This is a genomic window from uncultured Xanthomonas sp., from assembly GCF_964278005.1.
Lineage (GTDB): Bacteria > Pseudomonadota > Gammaproteobacteria > Xanthomonadales > Xanthomonadaceae > Xanthomonas_A > Xanthomonas_A sontii.
The window spans coordinates 832,349-854,275 of the sequence record NZ_CAXYKF010000023.1 but is presented as its reverse complement, the minus strand read 5'-3'; the positions used below and the strand labels follow the sequence as shown (position 1 = coordinate 854,275).

The 21,927-nt window shown below is 69.9% G+C and carries 20 protein-coding genes; 4 read left to right on the top strand and 16 right to left on the bottom strand.

Annotated features, from left to right (window positions below):
- Window positions 1-29 precede the first annotated feature (29 nt).
- The 7 genes from tolQ to ACHWVH_RS17890 form a co-directional block, all read right to left on the bottom strand.
- Entirely contained in the window at window positions 30-806 is a 777-nt protein-coding gene (tolQ, locus tag ACHWVH_RS17920) for a protein TolQ (RefSeq protein ID WP_017907448.1), read from the bottom strand.
- On the bottom strand, window positions 803-1,276 hold the full coding sequence (ybgC, locus tag ACHWVH_RS17915; protein WP_039725849.1) for a tol-pal system-associated acyl-CoA thioesterase: 474 nt from the start codon (window positions 1,274-1,276) through the stop codon (window positions 803-805). The genes tolQ and ybgC overlap by 4 nt, the downstream gene beginning before the upstream one ends.
- 39 nt (window positions 1,277-1,315) lie before the next feature.
- Complete coding sequence (gene ruvB / locus ACHWVH_RS17910) at window positions 1,316-2,353, bottom strand: Holliday junction branch migration DNA helicase RuvB (RefSeq protein WP_267086433.1); 1,038 nt, start codon at window positions 2,351-2,353, stop codon at window positions 1,316-1,318.
- A gap of 182 nt (window positions 2,354-2,535) precedes the next feature.
- Complete coding sequence (locus ACHWVH_RS17905; protein WP_017907445.1) at window positions 2,536-4,449, bottom strand: potassium transporter Kup; 1,914 nt, start codon at window positions 4,447-4,449, stop codon at window positions 2,536-2,538.
- 58 nt (window positions 4,450-4,507) lie between these two features.
- Window positions 4,508-5,092, bottom strand: coding sequence for a Holliday junction branch migration protein RuvA (gene ruvA, locus ACHWVH_RS17900; protein WP_010344317.1), 585 nt, complete (start codon window positions 5,090-5,092; stop codon window positions 4,508-4,510).
- A gap of 124 nt (window positions 5,093-5,216) precedes the next feature.
- Window positions 5,217-5,813, bottom strand: coding sequence for a crossover junction endodeoxyribonuclease RuvC (gene ruvC / locus ACHWVH_RS17895; RefSeq protein WP_394687668.1), 597 nt, complete (start codon window positions 5,811-5,813; stop codon window positions 5,217-5,219).
- Between the two features lie 82 nt (window positions 5,814-5,895).
- Window positions 5,896-6,630: a YebC/PmpR family DNA-binding transcriptional regulator gene (locus tag ACHWVH_RS17890; RefSeq protein ID WP_010344319.1), complete on the bottom strand. Its 735-nt coding sequence runs from the start codon at window positions 6,628-6,630 to the stop codon at window positions 5,896-5,898.
- Between the two features lie 283 nt (window positions 6,631-6,913).
- On the opposite strand from ACHWVH_RS17890, the gene ACHWVH_RS17885 reads away from it, so the two are divergent.
- A complete protein-coding gene (locus ACHWVH_RS17885) occupies window positions 6,914-7,810 on the top strand; it encodes a hypothetical protein (RefSeq protein WP_394687667.1) in 897 nt (298 codons plus the stop codon).
- Between the two features lie 100 nt (window positions 7,811-7,910).
- On the opposite strand, the gene ACHWVH_RS17880 is transcribed toward ACHWVH_RS17885, so the two are convergent.
- The 5 genes from ACHWVH_RS17880 to aspS all read right to left on the bottom strand — a co-directional run bounded on the left by ACHWVH_RS17880 (window position 7,911) and on the right by aspS (window position 11,569).
- Window positions 7,911-8,537 carry an esterase/lipase family protein gene (locus ACHWVH_RS17880; RefSeq protein WP_394687666.1) on the bottom strand — a complete coding sequence of 209 codons (627 nt, stop codon included), beginning with the start codon at window positions 8,535-8,537 and terminating at the stop codon, window positions 7,911-7,913.
- Window positions 8,538-8,544: 7 nt separating this feature from the next.
- Window positions 8,545-8,856, bottom strand: a complete 312-nt coding sequence (locus ACHWVH_RS17875; RefSeq protein WP_223875595.1) for an I78 family peptidase inhibitor — start codon at window positions 8,854-8,856, stop codon at window positions 8,545-8,547.
- A gap of 97 nt (window positions 8,857-8,953) precedes the next feature.
- Window positions 8,954-9,472, bottom strand: coding sequence for a GNAT family N-acetyltransferase (locus tag ACHWVH_RS17870; protein WP_043091795.1), 519 nt, complete (start codon window positions 9,470-9,472; stop codon window positions 8,954-8,956).
- 3 nt (window positions 9,473-9,475) lie between these two features.
- Window positions 9,476-9,784 (bottom strand): DNA primase, encoded by a 309-nt coding sequence (locus tag ACHWVH_RS17865; protein ID WP_267094548.1) that lies wholly within the window; start codon window positions 9,782-9,784, stop codon window positions 9,476-9,478.
- Window positions 9,785-9,817: 33 nt separating this feature from the next.
- Window positions 9,818-11,569 (bottom strand): aspartate--tRNA ligase, encoded by a 1,752-nt coding sequence (aspS, locus tag ACHWVH_RS17860; protein WP_394687665.1) that lies wholly within the window; start codon window positions 11,567-11,569, stop codon window positions 9,818-9,820.
- Between the two features lie 157 nt (window positions 11,570-11,726).
- Here aspS and ACHWVH_RS17855 point away from each other — a divergent pair, with 157 nt between their 5' ends.
- Window positions 11,727-12,680, top strand: coding sequence for a DUF3011 domain-containing protein (locus tag ACHWVH_RS17855; protein WP_017908985.1), 954 nt, complete (start codon window positions 11,727-11,729; stop codon window positions 12,678-12,680).
- Window positions 12,681-12,848: 168 nt separating this feature from the next.
- On the opposite strand, the gene ACHWVH_RS17850 is transcribed toward ACHWVH_RS17855, so the two are convergent.
- Entirely contained in the window at window positions 12,849-13,178 is a 330-nt protein-coding gene (locus ACHWVH_RS17850) for an FmdB family zinc ribbon protein (protein WP_394687664.1), read from the bottom strand.
- Window positions 13,179-13,252: 74 nt separating this feature from the next.
- Complete coding sequence (locus ACHWVH_RS17845; RefSeq protein ID WP_295936819.1) at window positions 13,253-14,536, bottom strand: cation:proton antiporter; 1,284 nt, start codon at window positions 14,534-14,536, stop codon at window positions 13,253-13,255.
- 464 nt (window positions 14,537-15,000) lie between these two features.
- Between ACHWVH_RS17845 and ACHWVH_RS17840 the strand changes: the two genes are divergently transcribed.
- Together ACHWVH_RS17840 and ACHWVH_RS17835 are read left to right on the top strand one after the other, a co-directional pair.
- The gene (locus ACHWVH_RS17840; protein WP_394687663.1) at window positions 15,001-17,397 is read left to right on the top strand and encodes a TonB-dependent receptor; all 2,397 of its coding nucleotides are present in this window, start codon (window positions 15,001-15,003) and stop codon (window positions 17,395-17,397) included.
- 70 nt (window positions 17,398-17,467) lie between these two features.
- Window positions 17,468-19,624, top strand: coding sequence for a phosphocholine-specific phospholipase C (locus ACHWVH_RS17835; RefSeq protein ID WP_394687662.1), 2,157 nt, complete (start codon window positions 17,468-17,470; stop codon window positions 19,622-19,624).
- A gap of 130 nt (window positions 19,625-19,754) precedes the next feature.
- On the opposite strand, the gene ACHWVH_RS17830 is transcribed toward ACHWVH_RS17835, so the two are convergent.
- Both ACHWVH_RS17830 and bla read right to left on the bottom strand, forming a co-directional pair.
- Window positions 19,755-20,678, bottom strand: coding sequence for an alpha/beta hydrolase (locus ACHWVH_RS17830; protein ID WP_394687703.1), 924 nt, complete (start codon window positions 20,676-20,678; stop codon window positions 19,755-19,757).
- Window positions 20,679-20,994: 316 nt separating this feature from the next.
- Window positions 20,995-21,903: a class A beta-lactamase gene (gene bla, locus ACHWVH_RS17825; RefSeq protein WP_394687661.1), complete on the bottom strand. Its 909-nt coding sequence runs from the start codon at window positions 21,901-21,903 to the stop codon at window positions 20,995-20,997.
- Window positions 21,904-21,927 lie beyond the last annotated feature (24 nt).

Genomic DNA, 21,927 nt, shown 5'->3' with positions numbered 1-21,927 from the left:
CCTGGGAGTCGTGGACAGGCGGGCGACGCTCAGTCGCCGCTGGCCTGGCGCTGCAGGATGGAGCTGAACTCTTCGGAGAAGGTCTCGAAGCGCACGGCCAGGCGCTCGACCCGGGTGGTGAAGCGGTTGTAGGCCCACACCGCCGGGATCGCCACGAACAGGCCGATGGCGGTGGCGAACAGCGCCTCGGAGATGCCCGGCGCGACCGCGGCGATGCCCGCCTGCTGGCCGCTGTTGATCATGTCGTGCATGGTCACCATGATGCCGAACACGGTGCCGACCAGGCCCACGTACGGGGCGGTGGAGCCGATGTTGGCGAGCAGTTCCAGGTTGCGCTCCAGGCGGTCGACCTCGCGCGCGTAGGTCGCGCGCATCGCCCGCTGCGCGCCTTCCAACTGGATGCGTGCATCGAGCCGGCGCTTGTCGCGCAGGCGGGTGAATTCGCGGAACCCGGCCTCGAAGATCGCCTCCAGCCCGCCGACCACGCGGTTGCGGTCGGTGGCGCCGGCGTAGAGCTTGCTCAGGTCGGTGCCGGACCAGAAGCGGTTCTCGAAGTCGTCGGCCTCGCGGTTGGCGTCCTTGAACACCTTGCCCTTGCGGAAGATGATGACCCAGCTGATCAGCGAGCCGAGCAGCAGCAGCAGCACGATCACCTTGACCGGCAGGCTGGCCTTGACCATCAGGTCCAGGTAGTTGATGCCGCCATGGGCGGCGGTGCTGGCGACGGCCTGGGTGGCGGTCTGGGTCACGTCCTGCGGCAGCGCCTCCACCACCGTGTCCTGCAGGGCCAGGAGCAATGCGATCATCCGTCGTTCCTCAGTAATTCGGCTTCAGTGATTTCAAGAACTTTCAATGCATCGTGCAGCGCGTCGTCCATGCCGCGCGGGCGGAAGCTGCCGGCGCTGAGCGCGGCCACCCGCACCTGCGCGCGCAACAGCAGCTCCCCGTCGTCGCGGCGGATCGACTGCGCGAACACCAGGCTGGCGCGCTTGCATTGCGACAGCGCGACGCCGACCTGCAGGGAATCGTCCAGGCGTGCCGGGCGCAGGAAGTCGAGTTGCATCGCGCGCACCGCGAACACCAGATCGTGTTGCAGGCGCAGACGCTCCTGACCATACCCCAGCGCCCGCAACCACTCCGTGCGCGCCCGCTCCAGGAAGGCCACGTAGCGCGCGTGGTAGACCACGCCACCGGCGTCGGTATCTTCCCAGTAGACGCGTGTCGGCCAACTGAATAGCCGGGAATCGGGAACGGGGAATGGGGAATCGGCAGTCAAGAGCGGCGCTCCTGTCGATAGCTAGGTAACCAGAACATCCTAGAACAGCGCCCCCGATTCCCCATTCCCGATTCCCAATTCACGGTTCTTGGGCTGCAAGCCCAGGTGCAGATAGGCCTTATTGGTGGCCATGCGGCCGCGGGCGGTGCGGATCAGGTAGCCCTGCTGGATCAGGTAGGGCTCGATCACGTCCTCCAGGGTGCCGCGCTCCTCCGACAGCGAGGCGGCCAGCGACTCGACGCCGACCGGACCGCCGTCGAAGTACTCGATGATGGTGCGCAGCATGCGCCGGTCCAGCTCGTCGAAGCCCTCGGCGTCGACCTTGAGCATCTGCGTGGCGGCCTGCGCCACGGCCAGGTCGATCTGCCCGCCGGCGCGGACCTGGGCGAAGTCGCGAACCCGCCGCAGCAGGCGGTTGGCGATGCGCGGGGTGCCGCGCGCGCGGCGCGCGATCTCGGCGCAGCCGTCGGCGTTGCAGGCGATGCCGAGGATGCTGGCGGAGCGGCGCACGATCTGCGCCAACTCGTCCGGGGTGTAGAAGGCCAGGCGCTGGACGATGCCGAAGCGGTCGCGCAAGGGCGCGGTCAGCAGGCCGGCGCGGGTGGTGGCGCCGATCAGGGTGAACGGCGGCAGATCGATCTTGATCGAGCGCGCGGCCGGGCCCTCGCCGATCATGATGTCGATCTGGAAGTCTTCCATCGCCGGGTACAGCACTTCTTCCACCACCGGCGACAGGCGGTGGATCTCGTCAATGAACAACACGTCGTGCGGCTGCAGGTTGGTCAGCAGCGCGGCCAGGTCGCCGGCCTTCTCGATCACCGGGCCGGAGGTGACCCGCAGGTTGACCCCCAGCTCGTTGGCGATGACGTGGCTCAGCGTGGTCTTGCCCAGGCCCGGCGGCCCGAAGATCAGCACATGGTCCATCGCCTCCCCGCGCGCCTTGGCCGCCTCGATGTAGATCGACAACTGCTCGCGCACCGGCTGCTGGCCGAGATAGTCGTCCAGCCGCTTGGGGCGGATGCTGGCCTCGGCCGCGTCATCCTCGCGGGTGGCGCTGCTGGCGATGATGCGGTCCATGGAAAGCCGGGATTGGGGAATCGGGAATGGGGAATCGAGCGGACAATAGTAGCGGTTGGCGGCACGGCTGGCGCTTACTTTGATGGTCGCCGCCTGGTTTCAGGCCAGACGCCGCGGCAGTTGCCTTTCCCTGTTCCCCATTCCCGCCTCCCCATTCCCAAGGCCGCGACACCGTCGCGGCCTCAGATCTCCACCTGCGCGCCCAGTTCCACCAGGCGGTTGCCGGGGATGCGGAAGAAGCCGGTGGCGGGGGCGGCGTTGCGGTGCATGACCGCGAACAGCTTGTCGCGCCAGATCGGCATGCCGCGGTTGGCGCTGGCCACGATGGTCTCGCGGCTGGCGAAATAGGTGGTGTCCATGGGGTCGAAGTAGATCCCGCCCTGGTCGCAGGAGCGCATCAGCGCCAGCGGCACGTCCGGGGTCTCCATGAAGCCGAAGCGCACGTAGACCCGGTAGAACTCGTCGCCGATCGCGTCGATCTTCAGCCGCTGCCCGGCCGCCGCGTACGGCACCTGCAGGGTTTCGACGGTCAGGAACACGTTGCGCTCGTGCAGCACCTTGTTGTGCTTGAGGTTGTGCATCAGCGCGTGCGGCACCACCATCGGGTCGGCGGTCAGGAACACCGCGGTGCCGGGCACGCGCACCGGCGGCGCCAGCATCAGCCCGGGCAGGAAGGTGTCGAGTTTGATGCCGTCCTTGCGGATCTCGTCGTGCAGCAGCTTGCGGCCGCGGCGCCAGGTTCGCATCAGGGTGAACAGGATCAGGCCCAGCAGCAGCGGGAACCAGGCACCGTCCAGGAACTTGATGATGTTGGCGTAGAAGAACGCGCAGTCCACGGCCAGGAAGACCAGGGCGAACAGCCACAGCAGCGGCGCCGGCACGCGCGGATTGGCGCGCGCGTAGATGACCATCAGCACGGTGGTGATCAGCATGGTGCCGGTGACCGAGACGCCGTAGGCGGTGGCCAGCGAGGTGGAGTCGCCGAAGCCGATCACCGCCACCACCACCAACGCCAGCAGGCACCAGTTCACCGCCGGCACGTAGATCTGGCCGATCGTGGAGTGCGAGGTGTGGCGGATGTGCATGCGCGGGATGTAGCCCAGCTGCATGGCCTGGCTGGCCACCGAGTAGGCGCCGGTGATCAGCGCCTGCGAGGCGATCACCGTGGCCGCGGTGGCCAGCACGATCATCGGGTACAGCGCCCACTCCGGCACCGCCTCGTAGAACGGGTTGCTGACTGCCGCAGGATCGCGCAGCACCAGCGCGCCCTGCCCCAGGTAGGTCAGGGTCAGCATCGGCAGCACCACGCACTGCCACGAGCGGCGGATCGCCTTGGCGCCGAAATGGCCCATGTCCGCGTACAGCGCCTCGCCGCCGGTCACCGCCAGCACCACCGCACCGAGCACGAACACCGCGTGCCAGTTGTGTTCGGCGAAGAAGCGCACGCCCCACCACGGGTTCAGCGCGTGCAGCACTTCCGGCGCGCGCGTCATGTTGTAGACGCCGATCGCGCCCAGGGCCACGAACCAGACCAGGGTGATCGGCCCGAACGCCTTGCCCACCCGCTCGGTGCCGTAGCGCTGGGCCATGAACAGCATGCCCAGCACCACCAGGGTGATCGGCACCACGAACGGCTCCAGCTTGGGCGCGGCCACCTCCAGGCCTTCCACCGCCGACAACACCGAGATGGCCGGGGTGATGACGCCGTCGCCGAAGAATAGCGAGGCGCCGAAGATGCCGAGGATGCCGACCACGTACATCGAGCGCGAGCCGCCCGGCAGGGTCCGCTGCGCCAGCGCGGTCAGCGCCATGATGCCGCCCTCGCCGTCGTTGTCGGCGCGCATGATCACGGTGACGTACTTGACCGTGACCACCAGCATCAGCGCCCAGAACACCAGCGACAGGATGCCCAGCACGGTGTCGTGGTCCGGGGTCAGCCCGTAGTGCGGCGAGAACGCTTCCTTGAGCGTGTACAGCGGACTGGTGCCGATGTCGCCGAAGACCACGCCGATGGCGGTCAGCATCACCCCAAAGCCCGTCTTGGCGTGCGGATCGTGGCTGCCCGGGCGGGCGGCGGAACTGGAGGAGCTGGACATGGTGGGAAGAGTAGCGCCAGAACGTGAAGAAAGAGCGGGGAGCCGAGCCGACCCGAGGTCAGCGCAGCGCCGCCTGCAGGGCCTTGCGGATCACCGTGGCGACCTCGTCGCCGTCGGCGGCGGCGTCGCGCGCCATCTTCGCCGCCTCGGCCGGCTTGTAGCCGAGCTGCTGCAGGGCCACCGTGGCCTCGGAGACCGCGTCGGTACCCAGTTGTCCGGTCACCGGCGCACCGCCGCTGAAGTCGGCCGCGCGGTCGCGCAGTTCCACCACCATGCGCTCGGCGGTCTTCTTGCCGATACCGGGGATGCGGGTCAGCGCGGTGACGTCGGCGGCGGTGATCAGCCGCGCGAACTCGTCGACGCTGACCCCGGACAGCACCGCCAGCGCGATCTTCGCGCCGATCCCGCTGACCCGCTGCACGTCGCGGAACAGCCGCCGCTCGCCCTCGCGCAGGAAGCCGTACAGCGACACGCTGTCCTCCTTCTGCGCATAGTGGGTGAACAGGATGACGTCGCGACCGACGTCGGGCAGGTCGTAGAAGGTGCTCATCGGCGCCTCCAGCTCATACCCCACCCCACCCACGTCGATCACCAGCCACGGCGGCTGCTTGTAGGCCAGGATCCCGCGCAGACGGCCGATCATTGGGCGCCTCGTGCGAGGCGCCGGGATTGGGGAATGGGGAATGGGGAATGGGCAAAGCGGGTGACCGCTTCACCGCTTCTGCCGTTCCGATTCCCGATTCCCGACTCCCGATTCCCAGCCTTTGTCATTTTCTACTCCACGCCTGCTGCGTGCTGACGCCCAGGCGCTGCGCGGTGGCGCGCACGTGGGCATGGGTGATGGCGACGGCCAGTGCGTCGGCGGCGTCGGCCTGAAGTTTGCCGGTCAGGCTCAGCATGAGACCGACCATGTGTTGCACCTGCTGCTTCTCCGCCGCGCCCTTGCCGACCACGGCGAGCTTGATCTCCTTGGCGGCGTACTCGTGCACCGGCAACTCGCGCAGCACCGCCGCGCAGATCGCCGCGCCGCGGGCATGGCCGAGCTTCAGTGCCGCGTCGGCGCTCTTGCCCATGAACACGCGTTCGATCGCCACTTCCTGCGGCTGGTACTCCTCGATCAGCGCATCCAGCCCGTGCAGCAGGCGCTTGAGCCGCAGGGCGAAGTCGCCCTCGCCCAGCAGTACCAGCGGCGCGTGGTGCACGTGCCGGGTACGGCCGGCCGCGTCCACGTCGATGATGCCCACGCCGGTGCGCTGCGAGCCGGGGTCGATGCCGAGGATGCGGGTAGAGCCGGGATTGGGGAATCGGGAATCGGGAATCGTGAAAGCAGCGCCCGTGCGGGCAGAGATGCCCGTGGCAGCCATCGACGTCGGCGATGCCTCCGGCACCGGCACGGCGCCGCCCCGGGTTCCGGGTCTTGGGCCCCGGGCCCCGGGTTTCATGGTGTCAGCCCCCGTCACTCAGCGCGGCCTGGTCGACGTTGGAATAGACGTTCTGCACGTCGTCCAGGTCTTCCAGCATGTCCAGCAGCTTGCGCACCTGCACCGCGGTGTCGCCGTCCACGGCGATGTCGTTGTCGGCGCGGAAGGTGATTTCGGCGTGGTCGGCGGCCAGGCCGGCCGCGTCCATGGCGTCCTTGACTGCCTGGAACGCCTCCGGCGCGGTCAGCACGTCGATCGCGCCGTCCTCGGGGTAGACCACGATGTCGTCGGCGCCGGCCTCGATCGCCGCCTCGGTGATCTTCTCCTCGTCGGCGCCGGCGGCGAAGCTGAGCACGCCCAGGCGCTTGAACATGAAGGCCACCGAGCCGTCGGTGCCCATGTTGCCGCCGCATTTGCTGAAGGCGTGGCGCACGTCGGCCACGGTACGCACGCGGTTGTCGGTCAGGCAGTCCACGATCACCGCCACCCCGCCCGGGGCGTAGCCCTCGTAGCGCACTTCCTCGTACTCCACGCCTTCCAGTTCGCCGGTGGCCTTCTTGATCGCCCGCTCGATCACGTCCTTGGACATGTTCGAGGCCAGCCCCTTGTCCATCGCCACGCGCAGCCGCGGGTTGTTGGACGGATCGCCGCCGCCGGCGCGCGCGGCGACGCCGATCTCGCGGATGATCTTGGTGAAAATCTTGCCGCGCTTCGCATCGGATGCGTTCTTGCGGGCTTCGATCGAGGGGCCTCTACCCATGGGGCGTTCCGGACAGTTGTAAGGACAAGACGCGGATTTTACCTGATGCCGCGCACATCCCGCGGCCCGGCCGCGCCGACGACCGACCGCGCGTGCGACCGGCGCATGCCGCCCGTTCCACGGCCGGCGCCCACTCCAGCGCGCGTCGGCCCGTGCTGCCGGTCGAACCTTGGCGGACTGTCTACCCAAGCGCGCCACATCGCTGCCAGAACTGTCATGCCCCACCTGGAGGCTGAACGCGTAAGTCGCGCCCGCTTTCCATCGCACCGAAAGGAGATCCCTCATGTCCCGCACCACCCCCGCCCCGTTCCTGTCGCTGGCCCTGCGCTGCCTGGGCCTGCTCGCCCTTGCCGCCCCGGGCCTGGCCAGCGCCCAGACCGATGCCTTCCGGGGCCGCTACAACGCCGGCGTCACCACCTATGCGATCAGCGGCCAGGAACCCCGCGCGACGGGCAAGTACCCGGTCTACGTGCATATCGGCGGGACCGGCGAGAACTACCAGAGCAACTGGGCGATGGCCGCGGTGAATGCCGCCGCGGCCAAGGGCTTCGTGGCGGCCTCGGTGGAGTACGACAACGCCAGCTTCGGCAGCTGCGGCGTCATCGGCAACCGCGCCAAGTCCATCTTCGACGCGCAGAACATCAACAGCGCCATCGCCCAGCTCTGCGCCCGCGACAAGGCCGATTGCTCCAAGGGCGTGGTGACCGGCGGGCTCAGCCAGGGCTCGATCATCTCGGTGCTGGCGCACGACTACGATCCCCGGGTCGCCGCCTCGTTCGGCCAGGGCACCGGCGCGACCTACACCGCCTACTACAACCTGGCCTCCTGCATCGCCGACGGCAACCACAGCCTGCCGTCCGATCGCCTGCGCATCATCAACGGCGAGCGCGACATGTTCGTCGGCGGCACCGAGAACGTCGCCCGCACCCAGGCGCAACTGGTCACCGGCCTGCGCTGCGACGGGCAGCAGTCGTGCTTCCGCAGCAACGGCAGCGGCTGGTACGTCGTCAAGGACCGGGAGGTGCAGGACCTCTACGCCGACCACTGCTTCATGGGCTTCGGCGGCTATCCAGGCACCCAGTGCACGGGCGTGCTGGTCGACGGCAACTACCGCAGCGGCACCGCCGCCTGGGCGCTCAACCCCACGCTGGACTGGCTGAAGACCTTCGTGACGCCGTAAGCGGCGGCATCGCCTGTGCCGGCGCCAAGGCGGTCGGGCGGATACCGCGACGCGGCGCCGGCCACCGCCGCCGCCGGACGCTCGATGTCTTGCGACCGGCTCAGGCGGCGAAGCGGCCGTCGCGCAGGAAGGCGGCGGTCTGCCGCGCGGCCTGCGCCGAGAACAGCAGGCCGCTGTGGCTGGCGCGGACCTGGCAGTGATCGCCCAGGCCGGGCACGCGGGTCTCGGCCAGGGCTACGCTGCCGTCGGACTCCGGCCCCAGCGCGACAAAGCGTGCGCCCAGCCCGCGCGCCACGGTGCCGGCGACCATGCCGACCTCGGCCGGCCCGTCCCAGCGCGCCACACCCTGCTGCAAAAGCGCCGCGCTGCGGCCCAGCGCCAGTCCGAGCCGCCGTTGCGCCAGGGCGCGCGCGGCGGCACTGCCGGCCAGCGGGCTGCCCAGGCACACCACCCGGGTCACCGGCAGCGAGGGCAGCTCCCGCAAGGCCTGCAAGGCGATCAGGCCGCCGAGGCTATGCCCGACCAGCGCCACCGGACCGGTGGCTGCCATACGTTCGATGCGGGCGTGCAGCCGTGGGAGCGCGGCCTCGGCGCCGCCGAACGCGGTCGAATAGCCGAAGCTGGCGACGCGCCAGCCCTCGCGGCGCAGGCGCAGCGCCAGCGGCAGCAGCCACGGCCGCGCGTTCCAGATGCCATGCAGCAACAGCACCTGGGGCGCGGCGGCCATCGGCGACTCAGCCGCAGGTGGTGCGAACGATGTGATTGCTGCCATCCAGGAACACGTTGAGCCGATCCAGGCGCAGGTCGCGGGTCACCGCCTGGCCCGGCGCGATCGGCCGCACCACGCCGGCTCCGCTCTCCTTCCAGACCCGGCTCATGGTCGCCTGGGTGGCCTCCTGGCCCACCGCCCAGGCCACGGCCTCGACGTTGCAGCGGCCATCGCCCTGCACCGTCGGCCCGGCACTGGCCGGCTGCAGCGACGCCGGTGGCGCGCACGCGGCCAGCAGCGGCACGACGGCGGCGATTCCCATCCACGGTCGGAACATGGCGTGCTCTCCTCAAGCTGGACAGGCCAGCACTGTAGCGCGCACTCGTTGCCGCTGTGTCGACGCGGCATGCCCGGACGACGTCCGGCGGCAGGCGTCAGGCCGCGCGCGGCGGCCGGCGCAGGATGAATTCGAGATCGCGCACCTGCCCTACCGGGAATTCGTAGGTGCCGACCTTCTCGAAGCCGTAGCGCGCGTAGAACCGCTGCGCGCCCAGGTTCTCCGACCACACGCCGAGCCACAGCGTGCGCGGGCCGTCGCGCTCCAGCCAGGCCAGGGCGGTATCGAACAGCCGGGCACCCCAGCCGCCGTTCTGGTGCGCGCGCAGCAGGTACAGCCGCTTCAGTTCGCCATCGCCAGGCGTCACGTCGGGATGCGGCAGGCCGCAAGGGCCGGCGGCAGCGTGTCCCACCACCTCGCCGTCATGCTCGACCAGCCAGATCGCGTAGTCCGGATGCGCCAGCACCACCTGCGCGCGCTCGATCGAATAGGCTTCGTCGAGGAAGGCCTGCAGGTCCTGCGCAGGATACAGATGGCCGAAGGTTTCGCAGAAGGTGGCCGTGGCGATGCGGGTCACCGCCGCGGCATCGTCCGGCGTGGCGCGACGAATCAGCACGGCTCAGCGCGCCGGGTGCGCGGCGTCGGCGTCGGCCTCTTCGCCGTCGTCCTCGTCTTCGTCCTCGTCGTCGCCTTCTTCCTCGTCCTCTTCTTCCTCGTCGTCTTCCTCGTACTCGTAGTCGTCCTCGCCGAAGTCCTCGCCGTCCCAACGGCCCTCCGGATCCGGCACGAACGCCAGCGGCGCATTGGCGCCGCTGCCGGCGCGCACCAGCCAGCCGCCGAACACGCGCGCGCGCTGGGTGACGATGGCCTCCACTGCGCCCTCGTTGCCGAGGGTTTCCCACTCCAGATTGAATGCGGTCTCGCTCATGTGTCGGCCTGCGCTACGGTTGGAAGAAAGGGGTCACTGCGCCTGCGGGCGCACCTGCACGTGCACTTCGGCCAGCTGCGCGTCGGCGATCGGCGACGGCGCGTCGGTCATCAGGTCCTGCGCGCCGGTGGTCTTGGGGAACGGGATCACGTCGCGGATCGACTCGGTGCCGGCCATCAGCGCGGCGATGCGGTCGATGCCGAAGGCAATGCCGCCGTGCGGCGGCGCGCCGTAGTTCAGCGCATCCAGCAGGAAGCCGAACTTGGCGCGCGCTTCCTCGGCACCGATGCCGAGCAGCTCGAACACCGCGCTCTGCATGTCCGGGCGGTGGATACGGATGGAACCGCCGCCGATCTCGTTGCCGTTGAGCACCATGTCGTAGCCACGCGACACCGCGGTCTTGGCGTGGGCGCGCAGTTCGGCGATGTCGTCCACGGCCGGCGCGGTGAACGGGTGATGCAGGGCGACGTAGCGCTGCGCCTCCTCGTCCCATTCGAACATCGGGAAATCGGTGACCCACAGCGGCCGCCAGCCATCGGCGATGAGGTCGAAGTCCTTGCCGGCCTTCAGGCGCAGCGCGCCCATGAAGTCGGAGACCTTGCCGTAGGCGCCGGCGCCGAAGAACACGATGTCGCCGTTGCCGGCACCGACATGGGCGAGCAGCGCGGCGAAGGCGGCCTCGCCGAAGAACTTCTGGATCGGCGAGCTGATCTCGCCGCTGTCGGCGATCTTGACGTAGGCCAGGCCCTTGGCGCCGTACTTGGCGGCGTGCGCGGCGTACTCGTCGATCTGCTTGCGCGAGAGGCTGGCGCCACCGGGAATGCGCAACGCGGCGACGCGGCCGTCGGGGTCGGCGGCCGCCGCAGTGAACACCGCGAAGTCGCTGTCCTTGACCAGCTCGGCGACATCGGTCAGTTCCAGGGCGATGCGCAGGTCCGGCTTGTCAGAGCCATAGCGGCGCATGGCCTCGGCCCAGGTCATGCGCGGGAATTCGGCGGCCAACTCGACGTCGACCACCTCCTTGAAGATGGCGCGGACCATGGCTTCGACGAAGTCCTGCACGTCGCGCTCGCGGACGAAGGCGAACTCCATGTCGAGCTGGGTGAACTCGAGCTGGCGGTCGGCACGCAGCGCCTCGTCGCGAAAGCAGCGCGCGATCTGGTAGTAGCGGTCGAAGCCGGCCACCATCAGGATCTGCTTGAACAGCTGCGGCGACTGCGGCAGCGCGTAGAACTCGCCCGGATGCATGCGCGCCGGCACCAGGAAGTCGCGCGCGCCTTCCGGGGTGGCCTTGGTCAGAATCGGCGTCTCGATGTCCTGGAAGCCACGCTCGTCCAGGTAGCGGCGCAGCGCCTGTACCAACTTGATGCGGGTGCGCTGCATGCGCTGCATCTCCGGGCGGCGCAGATCCAGATACCGGTACTTCAGGCGGGTTTCCTCGCCCGGGTTCTCGTGCGCGTGGAACGGCAGCGGCGCGGCCTTGTTGAGCACGGTGATGGCGGTGGCGATCACCTCGACCTTGCCGCTGCGCAGCTTGTCGTTGACCGCATGCCGCGCGCGCACCACGCCCTCGACCTGCAGCACGTCCTCGTAGCCGAGGCTGGCGGCGACCTTGAACACCTCTGCGTTCTCCGGCTCCACCATCACCTGCACGATGCCTTCGTGGTCGCGCAGGTCGATGAAGCACACGCCGCCGAGGTTGCGGGCCACGTCGGTCCAGCCGGCCAGGGTGACGGTTTGGCCGATCAGGGTCTCGTCGACCAGGCCGCAGAAGTGGGTACGCATCGCTAGCTCCAAACAGGGGGCGCCCGGCGCAGAAGGCGCCGGCAAGCCCGGTATTCTGCGGCGGCGCGTCGGCCCGGGCAAATCGCGCATGACTCATCCTGGCTTAAGTTGGCCTGCGGCTATAGTCCGCGCACCATTCACGGGGAGGAGAGAACCCATGTTGAAGCACCTTGGTGGCTGGCTGGTGATCGCCGCGCTGGCCCTGGCCAACGCCCCGGCCGCGGCCCAGAGCGCCCGCGCCTACGCGCCGCAGGACCTGCGGCAACTGTCGGTCCCCGGCCGGGTCCGGGTGATCGAGCGCGAGTACGCCGACCAGTCGCGCGGCCGGCAGATCCCCGACGACCAGCTCGAGTTCTATCTGGATCAGATCGACCGCGGCTGGGGCTTCGGCAACATCCAGCAGGACATCGCCACCTCGCTGCGCGGCAGCGGCGGCGGCTGGCGACAGGAACCGGGCTTCGACGGCCGCACCGTCGCCTGCTCCAGCAACGACCGCCGCCGCCAGCAATGCGCCACGCCGTTTCGCGGGCCTGCGCGACTGGTCGGCACCCTGTCCGATTCGCCCTGCATCGAAGGCCGCACCTGGGGCTCGGCGCCCGGCGTGGTGTGGGTGGACCAGGGCTGCCGTGGTCGCTTCGTCGAAGGTCGCGGCAATTGGGGCGGCAACTGGGGCGACGGCGGCGGCAGTGGCGGCGTGGCCGGCACCGTCCGCTGCGAGAGCCAGGACCAGCGCCAGCGCATCTGCCCGACCGGCTGGCGCAACGCCATGCTGGTGCGGCAGCTGTCGGACACCCGCTGCATCGAGGGCCGCACCTGGGGCTCGCGCGATGGCGCGGTGTGGGTCGACGACGGTTGTCGCGGCGAGTTCGCCCAGGGCCGCGGCGGCGGTGGCTGGGGGCCGGGCCGGCCGCCGCTGGACAGCGGCTACACGGTGACCTGCAGCAGCGACGACAAGCGCCTGCGCACCTGCGCCTGGGACCGCCGTCAGGGCCGCCCGGAACTGATCGAACAGCTGTCCGGCACCACCTGCGCGGAAGGCCGCACCTGGGGCTACGAAGGCAATACGGTGTGGGTCAACGGCGGCTGCCGGGCACGCTTCGGGGCGCGCTGAGCCAAGGCAACGGGCCGCGCGGCGTGCTGCGCGGCCGGATGCACGGCGTGACAGGTCGACTTCAGGAGTAGCTCTTGCTCTTTTGGATCGACCGCGACCGGGCAAGGCTCGGTCGCGGCTGAAGCCACTCCTACGAGAGGCCGCGGGCTTGGAGCGGCCTGGCGGGACTCAGGTCGCCGCAGGCTTGGCCGCGGCAGGCGTGGCCGCCGCAGCGGGCTTGACCGGCGCGTCGGACGTCGTCGCGGCGGCCGCGGGCTTGCTGTCTCCGCTGCTGGCCGTACTCCCCGACTCGGCCAGGTTGCGCTTCTTGTCGCCATCCTTCTTGAAGTCGGTCTCGTACCAGCCGCTGCCCGACAGGCGGAACGCCGGTGCGGTGAGCTGGCGCTTGACCGCCGGGGCGGCGCAGGACGGACAGGTCTCGGGATCCGGATCGGACAGTTTCTGCAGGCGGTCGAAGCTGTGACCGCATGCGGCACATTGGAAAGCGTAGATCGGCATGGCGGCAAAAACGCGAGAGCAACGGAGGCGGCCAGTATGGGGGCCGCACGCTGGCTTTCAAGCGTTCCCGCTCATCACGCCGGCCCGGGCTGGGGCCGAGGCGCCGTTTCCGGCGCGCCGGCAGGCGGCGTCGTTGCGTCCGCCAACGGCGCCTCGGCCACCGGCTCGTCCGGCGCCGTCGGTGCCTGCGCCGACGCGGGATCTGCCGATGCAGCCGGCGCCGCCTCCAGCGGGCTGACATCGAACGGCATGCGCAGCAGCAGCGCCGGCAGCAGCGTGGTCAGGGCCGCGTACAGCAGCAGGGCGCCGAACAGCGCGTCGGCGATGGCGAAGCGGTCGCGCAGGATGCCGGCCAGCACCAGGGTGAAGATCAGCGTCGGCGACAGCGCCAGCGACACCCGCAGGCTGCTGCGCGCGCCTTCGCCGAACAGCACCCGCCGCTGCAGCCACAGGATGCCGATGCGCAGCGGCAGCACGCAGGCGGTCATGGCCAGGCCCAGGCCCAGCGCCTGCAGGCTCAGTGCCCCGCTCGGCACCTTGGTGCCGGCATTGAAGAAGTAGAACGGCACGAAGAACGAGGCGAACAGGCGCACCGCCTGCAGGTTCTCGTCGGAGGCCAGCAGCGGCATGCGCTGGCGCAGCAGCCGCGCCACCAGCCCGGCGATGAACGCACCGACCAGGTAGTACACGCCCAGCGAATAGGTGATGTAGGCGGCGATCAGGCCGACCATCACCAGCAGCGAAAACTCCGACCCCGGCGCCTGCGGTGCCACCCAGCGCCCCAGGGCCACGAACAGCAGCGGCAGGCCGACCAGCATCGCCAGCAGCGCCAGACTGGACAGGCCCATCTGCCAGGGATCGCCGGCCTGCAGGATCACGAACAGCGCCGCCAGCGCCAGCAGTTCGCCGGCGATGGCCTTGCTGGTGACCCAGAAGCGCTCTTCTTCGTCCAGCCCCAGCCGCCCCAGCGACTCGATGATGAAACCGGTGGAGGGGGTCAGCAGGGCCAGCGCCAGCAATCCGGCCGCCTGCCACGACAGACCGGCGTAGCGCCAGGCCAGCCAGCCGACGCCGAACAGGGTGCCGCCACGCACCACTAGGTGCAGCAGCAGCGGCCACAAGCCGCGACGCAGCGCCTTCGGGTCCACTTCCAGGCCGGCGAACAGGAACAGCGAGGAGATGCCGAGCGTCGCCAGCAGGGTCACCACCGGGTCGTGCGCGCGCGGCCCCATCGCCAGCATCGCGATGATGCCGAACAGCAGGCAGGTCAGCGGCGCCGGCATCTTGAAGCGTTGCAGCGCGCGCGGGATCACCAGCAGGGCGAAGATCAGCAGCAGGTAGATCAGTTCGTGGCTCATCGGGCAGGAGATTCCGGTGGGACCCGCTGGCGGCGGCAGCGGCAGCGGCGATGATGCCGGGTCGGCCGTGTGGTACGCCATCACGAGCCGCCTGCGGTCGCGCGCCCTGTGCGGCGCTGGCGCGAGGTGGCGCGACCACGTAAGGACATCGCATCGCTGCGACGGAACCCTCGCCCATGCCGGCAGACGTGCCGGACACGAATCGGATCCCGACCGCGCTGCGCACGCGGCGATCTCGCTGAAGGGCAATTCCGGCGGCCACCCGTCCAATCTCCGGATGGTGCACGTCAACGCCCCACCCGGAAAGCGACTGAGGCCAGCGCGGCCGCTGCGCATGCCGCAGCATCGCGCAAGGCAGCTTTCATGCCGATTTGCGCACGATGCATGGATTCGCAAGATCGCGGTCACACGCACGAAACCGCTCGATAGGAGCATGAGGATCCCTCACGAAAACCGCGCACCCGATGACCGTTTCGGCGTATTTCCGCACCCCCAACCGCACCTTGCTGGCCCTGGCGCTGGCCGCCAGCATCGCCAGCGCCCATGCCGCCGAGGCCAGCGACGGCGCCGACGGCACCGCCCCGGCCGATGGCAGCGACCGCGTCTCGACCCTGGACCAGATGCAGGTGCTCGGCCAGGCCACCACCTACGCCAAGATCAACGTCAGCAAGGAAGCGCTGGACCGGCAGTTCGCGATGAGCAGCGTCAACGACGCGCTCAACGAACTGCCCGGCGTGATCGCCACCGAGGCCGATGCGTTCGGCTCCTCCGACTGGGGCACGCAGATCAGCATGCGCGGCTTCGTCACCAACCGCGACGACCAGCAGATCGGCACCACCATCGACGGCGTGCCCAACGGCGGTTCGGCCTACGGCGGCGGCTCCAAGGCCAACCGCTTCATCGACACGCTGGACCTGGAGACGGTGGAGGTCAGCCAGGGCACCGCCGACATCGCCTCGCGCTCCAACGAAGCGCTGGGCGGCACCCTCAACTTCCTCACCAGCGAGCCGCTGGACCAGCAGCGCGTGCGCCTGGCCTTCGGCATCGGCGACAACCAGGCGCGCAAGTACTATGCGCGCTACGACAGCGGCGACCTCGGCGGCACCCGCGCCTGGGTCAGCGGCTCGCACGCCAGCAACGACGACTGGATCGACGGCAGCGGCCACACCACCCGCGATCATCTTGCAGGCAAGTTCGTCAGCGACCTCGGCGCGTGGACGCTCAGCGGCTACCTGTCCTACGACGACGCCAACGAATCCGAGTACAGCAGCGTCACCCCGGCGCAGTTCGCCACCGACCCGGACCACGACCTGCTCACCGGCACGCTCACCGGCATCCCCTACTACGACCAGAACTACCGCTCCGGCTCGCGCGCGCTGCGCAAGAATACCTTCGGCTACCTGCGCGGCCTGTTCGACGGCGGCAACGGCTTCAAGGCCACGCTGACCGGCTACGCGCATCGAATGAAGGGCCGCGGCGACTGGATCCCGCCCTACCTGGTCGACGTCAGCAAAGATGGCGCCGGCCAGCCCGAATCCGAATACACCGGCGGCCACACCGTGTACGGCGGCAGCGCCCTGGGCAAGCTCTACTTCGTCACCCCGAGCGGCGCGGCGGCGAGCATGCTGCCCGGCTGCGCCGACACCGCGACGCTGCCGGCCGAGTCCAACCCGGCCTGCTACCCGGCCGGCTCGCTGCCGGTGCAGTCCTACCGCCACAGCCACTACGACAACCAGCGCGGCGGCGTCACCGCCGACGTGGAATGGGCGCAGGACTTTGGTGGGCTGCACAACACCGTGCGCGGCGGCCTGTGGCTGGAACGCTACGACCGCAGCGTCACCCGCGACTGGCACCGCCTGCTCAACGTCGGCACCAACATCGCCTTCGACCACGTGCCGTACTGGGTGCAGTTCAAGGACGACTACCGCACCGACGAGCAGATGTACTACGCCGAGGACGTGATGCGCTACGGCGACTTCGCCTGGCGCGTGGGCGTCAAGCAGTTCTTCGTCGATCAGACCCGCGACCGCCGCATCGGCGACGCCGCGCACATCGAATCGGATTCGCACTCCGATCCGCTGTTCTCCGCCGGCCTGACCTGGACCACGCCGATCAAGGGCGTGGAAGCCTTCGCCGGCTTCTCGCAGAACTTCGCCGCGATCCCCTCCGGCGTGCTCGGCGAGACCGATCCGCTCGTGCTGAGCAAGGTCAAGCCGGAAACCGCCGACAACATCGAAGTCGGCCTGCGCATGAGCCGCTGGCCGCTGACCGGCAGCATCACCCTGTACGACATCCGCTTCGACAACCGCATCGTCTACGTGCCGGCCAACTTCGTCACCGGCATCGACTACCTGGGCGAGACCGACGGCGTCTACGAGAACTTCGGCGGCGTGCACGCGCGCGGCGTGGAGCTGGCACTGGGCTACGCCTGGGACAACGGCTGGCGGCTCAACGGCGCCTACAGCTACAACAAGGCCACCTACCTGGGCAGCGGCAACGCCGCGCGCGACCAGGCGCTGGAGATCGCCCCGGGCTCGCAGGTGATCGGCCAGCCGCGGCAGACCCTGGTGCTGTCCGCCGACTGGCAGGGCCAGCGCTGGCACGGCGGCCTGTCCGGCCGCTACCTGGGCCGGCGCTACCTGGACGCGGCCAACAGCGCGGCGCTGGATGCGGTGACCACCTTCGACGCCAACCTCGGCATCGCCCTGGGCGGGCTGAGCCCGCAGTTGCAGCAGGCCAGGCTGGACCTGGTGATCAGCAACCTCACCGACAAGCGCTACCTCAACGGCGTGGACGGCAGCGACAGCGCCTTCATCGCGCCGCCGCGCACCGTCGGCCTGACCTTCATGGTCGACCTGTAACCGGCGCCGTGGCAGTCTCGCGGCGGCGGCCGATCCCGGCCGCCGCCGCATTGCGTTTCCCCTGACCCCCATGACCGACCAGACCCGCCGCCGGCTGCTCCGCGCCGGCCTCACCGCCAGCGCCGCCGCCCTGCTGCCGCCGAGCATCGCCCGCGCCGCGGCGATCGCCCCGGACGTGCGCAGCGGCACCCTGGACGACCTGCAGCACGTGGTGATCCTGATGCAGGAGAACCGCGCCTTCGACCATTACTTCGGCAGCCTGCCCGGCGTGCGCGGCTTCGGCGACCGTTTCCCGATCCCCGCCCCGCCGCTGCCCGACACCGCCCCGCGCACGGTCTGGCTGCAACCCAGCGCCGACGGCAGCCGCCAGCTCGCGCCGTTCCCGCTGCGCACCGCACGCGACTTCGCCACCATGCGCGTGCAGGGCACCCCGCATACCTGGCCGAACGCGCAGCAGGCCTGGGACCACGGCCGCATGGGCCAGTGGCCGGCGGCCAAGCGCGACCACGCGCTGGCCCACTACGAACGCGACGACCTGCCGTTCCAGTTCGCCCTGGCCGACGCCTTCACCGTCTGCGACGCCTACCACTGCGCGATCCAGGCCGGCACCAATCCCAACCGCATCTTCCTGTGGACCGGGCAGAACGATCCGCATGCGCGCGCCGGCGGTCCGGCCATCGCCAACTCGCACGACAACTTCCCGGAACTGGGCGGCGACCCGGACGACTATCGCTGGCCCAGCTACGTCGAGGCGCTGCAGCAGGCCGGCGTGTCCTGGCAGATCTACCAGGACATGGCCGACAACTTCACCGACAACCCGCTGGCCGGATTCGCACCGTTCCGTGCGGCCTGGCGTGGTGCACCCGGGCACGATCCGCAACTGCGCGCACGCGGCGTCAGCAGCCGCAGCCTCGCCCAGTTGCGCGAGGACGTGCTGGCCGCGCGGCTGCCGTCGGTGAGCTTCATCATCGCCGACGCCGCCGGCAGCGAGCATCCCGATCCGTCCAGCCCGGCGCAGGGCGCGGCCTACACCGCGCGCGTGCTCGATGCGCTGACCGCCGATCCCAAGGTGTGGGCACGCACCGCGCTGCTGCTGATGTTCGATGAGAACGACGGCTTCTTCGATCACGTGCCGCCACCGGCCCCACCCTCGCCCGACCCGTCCGCGACCGGCGGCTGGGCCGGCGCCTCCAGCGTCGCCACCGATGGCGAATACCACCTGCACCCGGCGCCGGGCGATGCCAAGGCCGACCCACCCGAACTGCGCGGCCGCCCCTACGGCCTCGGCCCGCGCGTACCGCTGTACGTGATCTCGCCGTGGAGCCGCGGCGGCTGGGTCGATTCGCAGGTCTACGACCACACCTCGGTGCTGCGCCTGCTGGAGCGCCGCTTTGGTGTCGCCGCCGCCGGCCTGACCCCGTGGCGCCGCGCGGTCTGCGGCGACCTGCTGAACGCCTTCGATTTCCGCCAGGCCGACACCCGCCCGTTCGTCGCCGACCTGCCGGACGTGCGCGAGGCGGCCGCGCGCGCCGCGGCGTTGCACGACCACGCAGTGCCACCGCTGCCGGCGCAGTTGCAGGCACCGCGCCAGGCGTTCGGCGTGCGCCGCGCACGTGCCTTGCCGTATCGGCCAACGGTGCAATTGCAGCACGTGCCGGAGCGCGGCGAGGTGCAGTTGCGCATGGCCAACACAGGCGCAGCGGCGGTGCTGCACGTCTACGACCGCTACCTCCTCGACGCGATCCCACGCCGCTACACGGTGGATACCGGCGCGACCCTGGACGGCACCTGGACCACCTACGACGGCAGCTACGACCTGTGGCTGCTCGGCCCCAACGGCTTCCACCGCCACTACCGTGGCGACCTCAGCGCCCCGCTGCTGCAGGCCGAGATCGTCCAGGAGCCGACCGACACGCAGGCGCTCTGCCTGGTCCTGCGCAATCCGGGGACCGCGCCGCTTAGCGTGTCCCTGGAACCGGCGGCCTACGCCCAGGCACAACCGCGCCAGCGGGTGACGCTGGCGCCCGGCGCCGAGCAGCGCATGCGCTGGAATGCCAAGCCGAGCGGCGGCTGGTACGACCTGTGGCTGGTCCAGGACAACGCGCGTCAGCGCCTGGCCGGCCGCCTGGAAACCGGCAAGCCCGGCATCAGCGACCCGGCCATGGGCGGACCGGCGCGGCTGTATCAGGAGAGCCCACCCAACTATCAAGGCCCCGGACCTGTCTGAGGTGGGCGGGATTTGGGATTGGGGATTCGTGACAACGTCCGGGATTTGGGATTGGGGATTGGGGATTGGGGATTCGTGAAAGCGCAATCCGTGCGCTGACACGCTCTTGCCAATCCCGAATCCCGAATCCCTAATCCCGGCTCTCAAGCACCCCGATCGTCCGCAACCAGGTCTCCACGAGCTGCGGCCACTGTGCGATCGGCAGGTGCTTGGCGCGCAGGCCGAAGGCGTGGCCGCCCTGGGCATAGATGTGCATTTCCGTCGGCACGTCGGCATGGTTGAGTGCGACGTAGTACGCCAGCACCTGCGAGATGCCGTCGACATAGTCGTCCTGCGCCTGCAGCAGGAAGGTCGGCGGGGTGTCGGCGACGACGCGGATGTCCGGACGCAAGGCCAGATCGGTGGGATTGCGGGTGTCGTCATCCTCGTCCTCGTGCACCCACAGATGGCCGGGATACACGGCGATGGCGAAGTCCGGGCGGCAGCTCACGCGGTCGGCGGCATCCACCAGCGGATAGGTGCGCTTGGCGAAATGCGTACTGGTCGCGGCGACCAGGTGGCCGCCGGCGGAAAAGCCCATCACCCCGATCTTGTGCGGGTCCACGCCCCAGGTGGCGGCCTGCTGGCGCACCAGGCCCAGCGTGCGCTGCGCGTCCTGCAGCGCGGTCTGCACCTTGGGGTAGTAGCGCCGGTCGTTGACCCAGGTCGGCCCGGAGTTCGGCACGCGGTACTTCAACAGCACGCAGGTGATGCCGCGCGAGACCAGCCAGTCGCAGATCTCCGTGCCCTCCAGGTCCATCGCCAGCATCTGGTAGCCGCCGCCGGGAAACACCACCACCGCGGCGCCGGTGTTGTGGCCCTGCGCCGGGTACACCGTCATGGTCGGCCGGCTGACGTTGTCGATCCTGGCCCCGGGCCCAGCCGTTTCCGGCTTCGGATGCGGCAAGGCATCCGGCACCGCGCCAGGCCAGATCGGCACCTGCACGTGGCCCGGTGCGGGTTCCCAGACCCGCGCCTGCGCGGCGTGGGCAGACAGACCGAGGGCGATGGCCAACGAACAGCACACGAATCGACGCATGGGACGCTCCGAACAGGGTGGGGAATGAAAGGGACCGCACGATCAGTGAGCACGGCCGCGGTGGCCGTGGCCGTTGGTACAACGCGGGCGATCGCGCGCGGCATCGACACGTGGCGTCGCCGATGATCGCGAGCAGCGTCTCGTACGCATGGCTGCGGCTCCCGCTCGTGGGATCAGCCGCGACGGACCTTCGCGATAAAACCTGTCGCGGCCGAAGCCGCGCCTACGGGAGATCGACCTGCATCCGGCGCGATTGCGGCGAACGCAGTCGATGCAACGCGCGCAACGCCGCCTAACCGGTACGCCGCGTCTGCGCAGGCAGCGAAGCCACGACCGCCTGCGCCACCGCTTTCAGCGTCGCATCGCGCGCGGCGCTGTCGACCGTGGCGCCGTTGAGATAGGCGGTGAGCAGCAGCGGCGTGGCCCGCCCCGGCGCCCAGACGATGGCGATGTCGTTGCGGGTATCGGTGCCGTTGCTGCCGGTCTTGTCGCCGATCTGCCAGCCCGCCGGCAGGCCGGCGCGCAGGCAGTCGTTGCCGGTACGGTTGTCGCGCATCCAAGCAATCAGGCGCTGCCGCGACACCGGCTGCAGCACCTCGCCGAGCAACAAGGCGCGCATCGTCGCCGCCATCGCGGCCGGCGTGGTGGTGTCGCGCGGATCGCCGGCGACGAACTCGTTCATGCCCGGTTCGTTGCGGTCCAGTTGGGTGGACGCATCGCCCAGCGCACGCAGGAAGCGGGTCACCCCGGGCGGGTCGCCGACCAGCGGCAGCAGCAGGTTGGCCGCGGTGTTGTCGCTGTAGATCATCGCCGCGCGGCACAGCTCGGCCACGCTGAGCGTGCCGCCGACATGACGCTCGGACACCGGCGCATTCGCCAGCAGATCCGCCTTGCGCACCGGCACGCGCCGCTCCAGGGCCAGTTCGCCGCGGTCGACCCGCTGCAGCACCGCCCCCGCCAATAGAAATTTGAAGGTACTGCAAAGCGGGAAGCGCTCGTCCTGGCGCTGTCCGCCGAGCGTTGCGCCGCCGCCGTCGAGCAGGCTCACGCCGAGTCGGCCGCCGCTGCGACGCTCGATCTCGGCCAGCCGCTGCGGTAGCGTCGGCGACGGGTTTTTCGCATTTTTTGCCTGTGCACCAGCCACGACCAGCAGGCTCGCGCCCATGCCCACGCCCTGCAGGAACCGTCGTCTCGTCAGCATCGTCCACCTCCGTCGGGAGCCAGG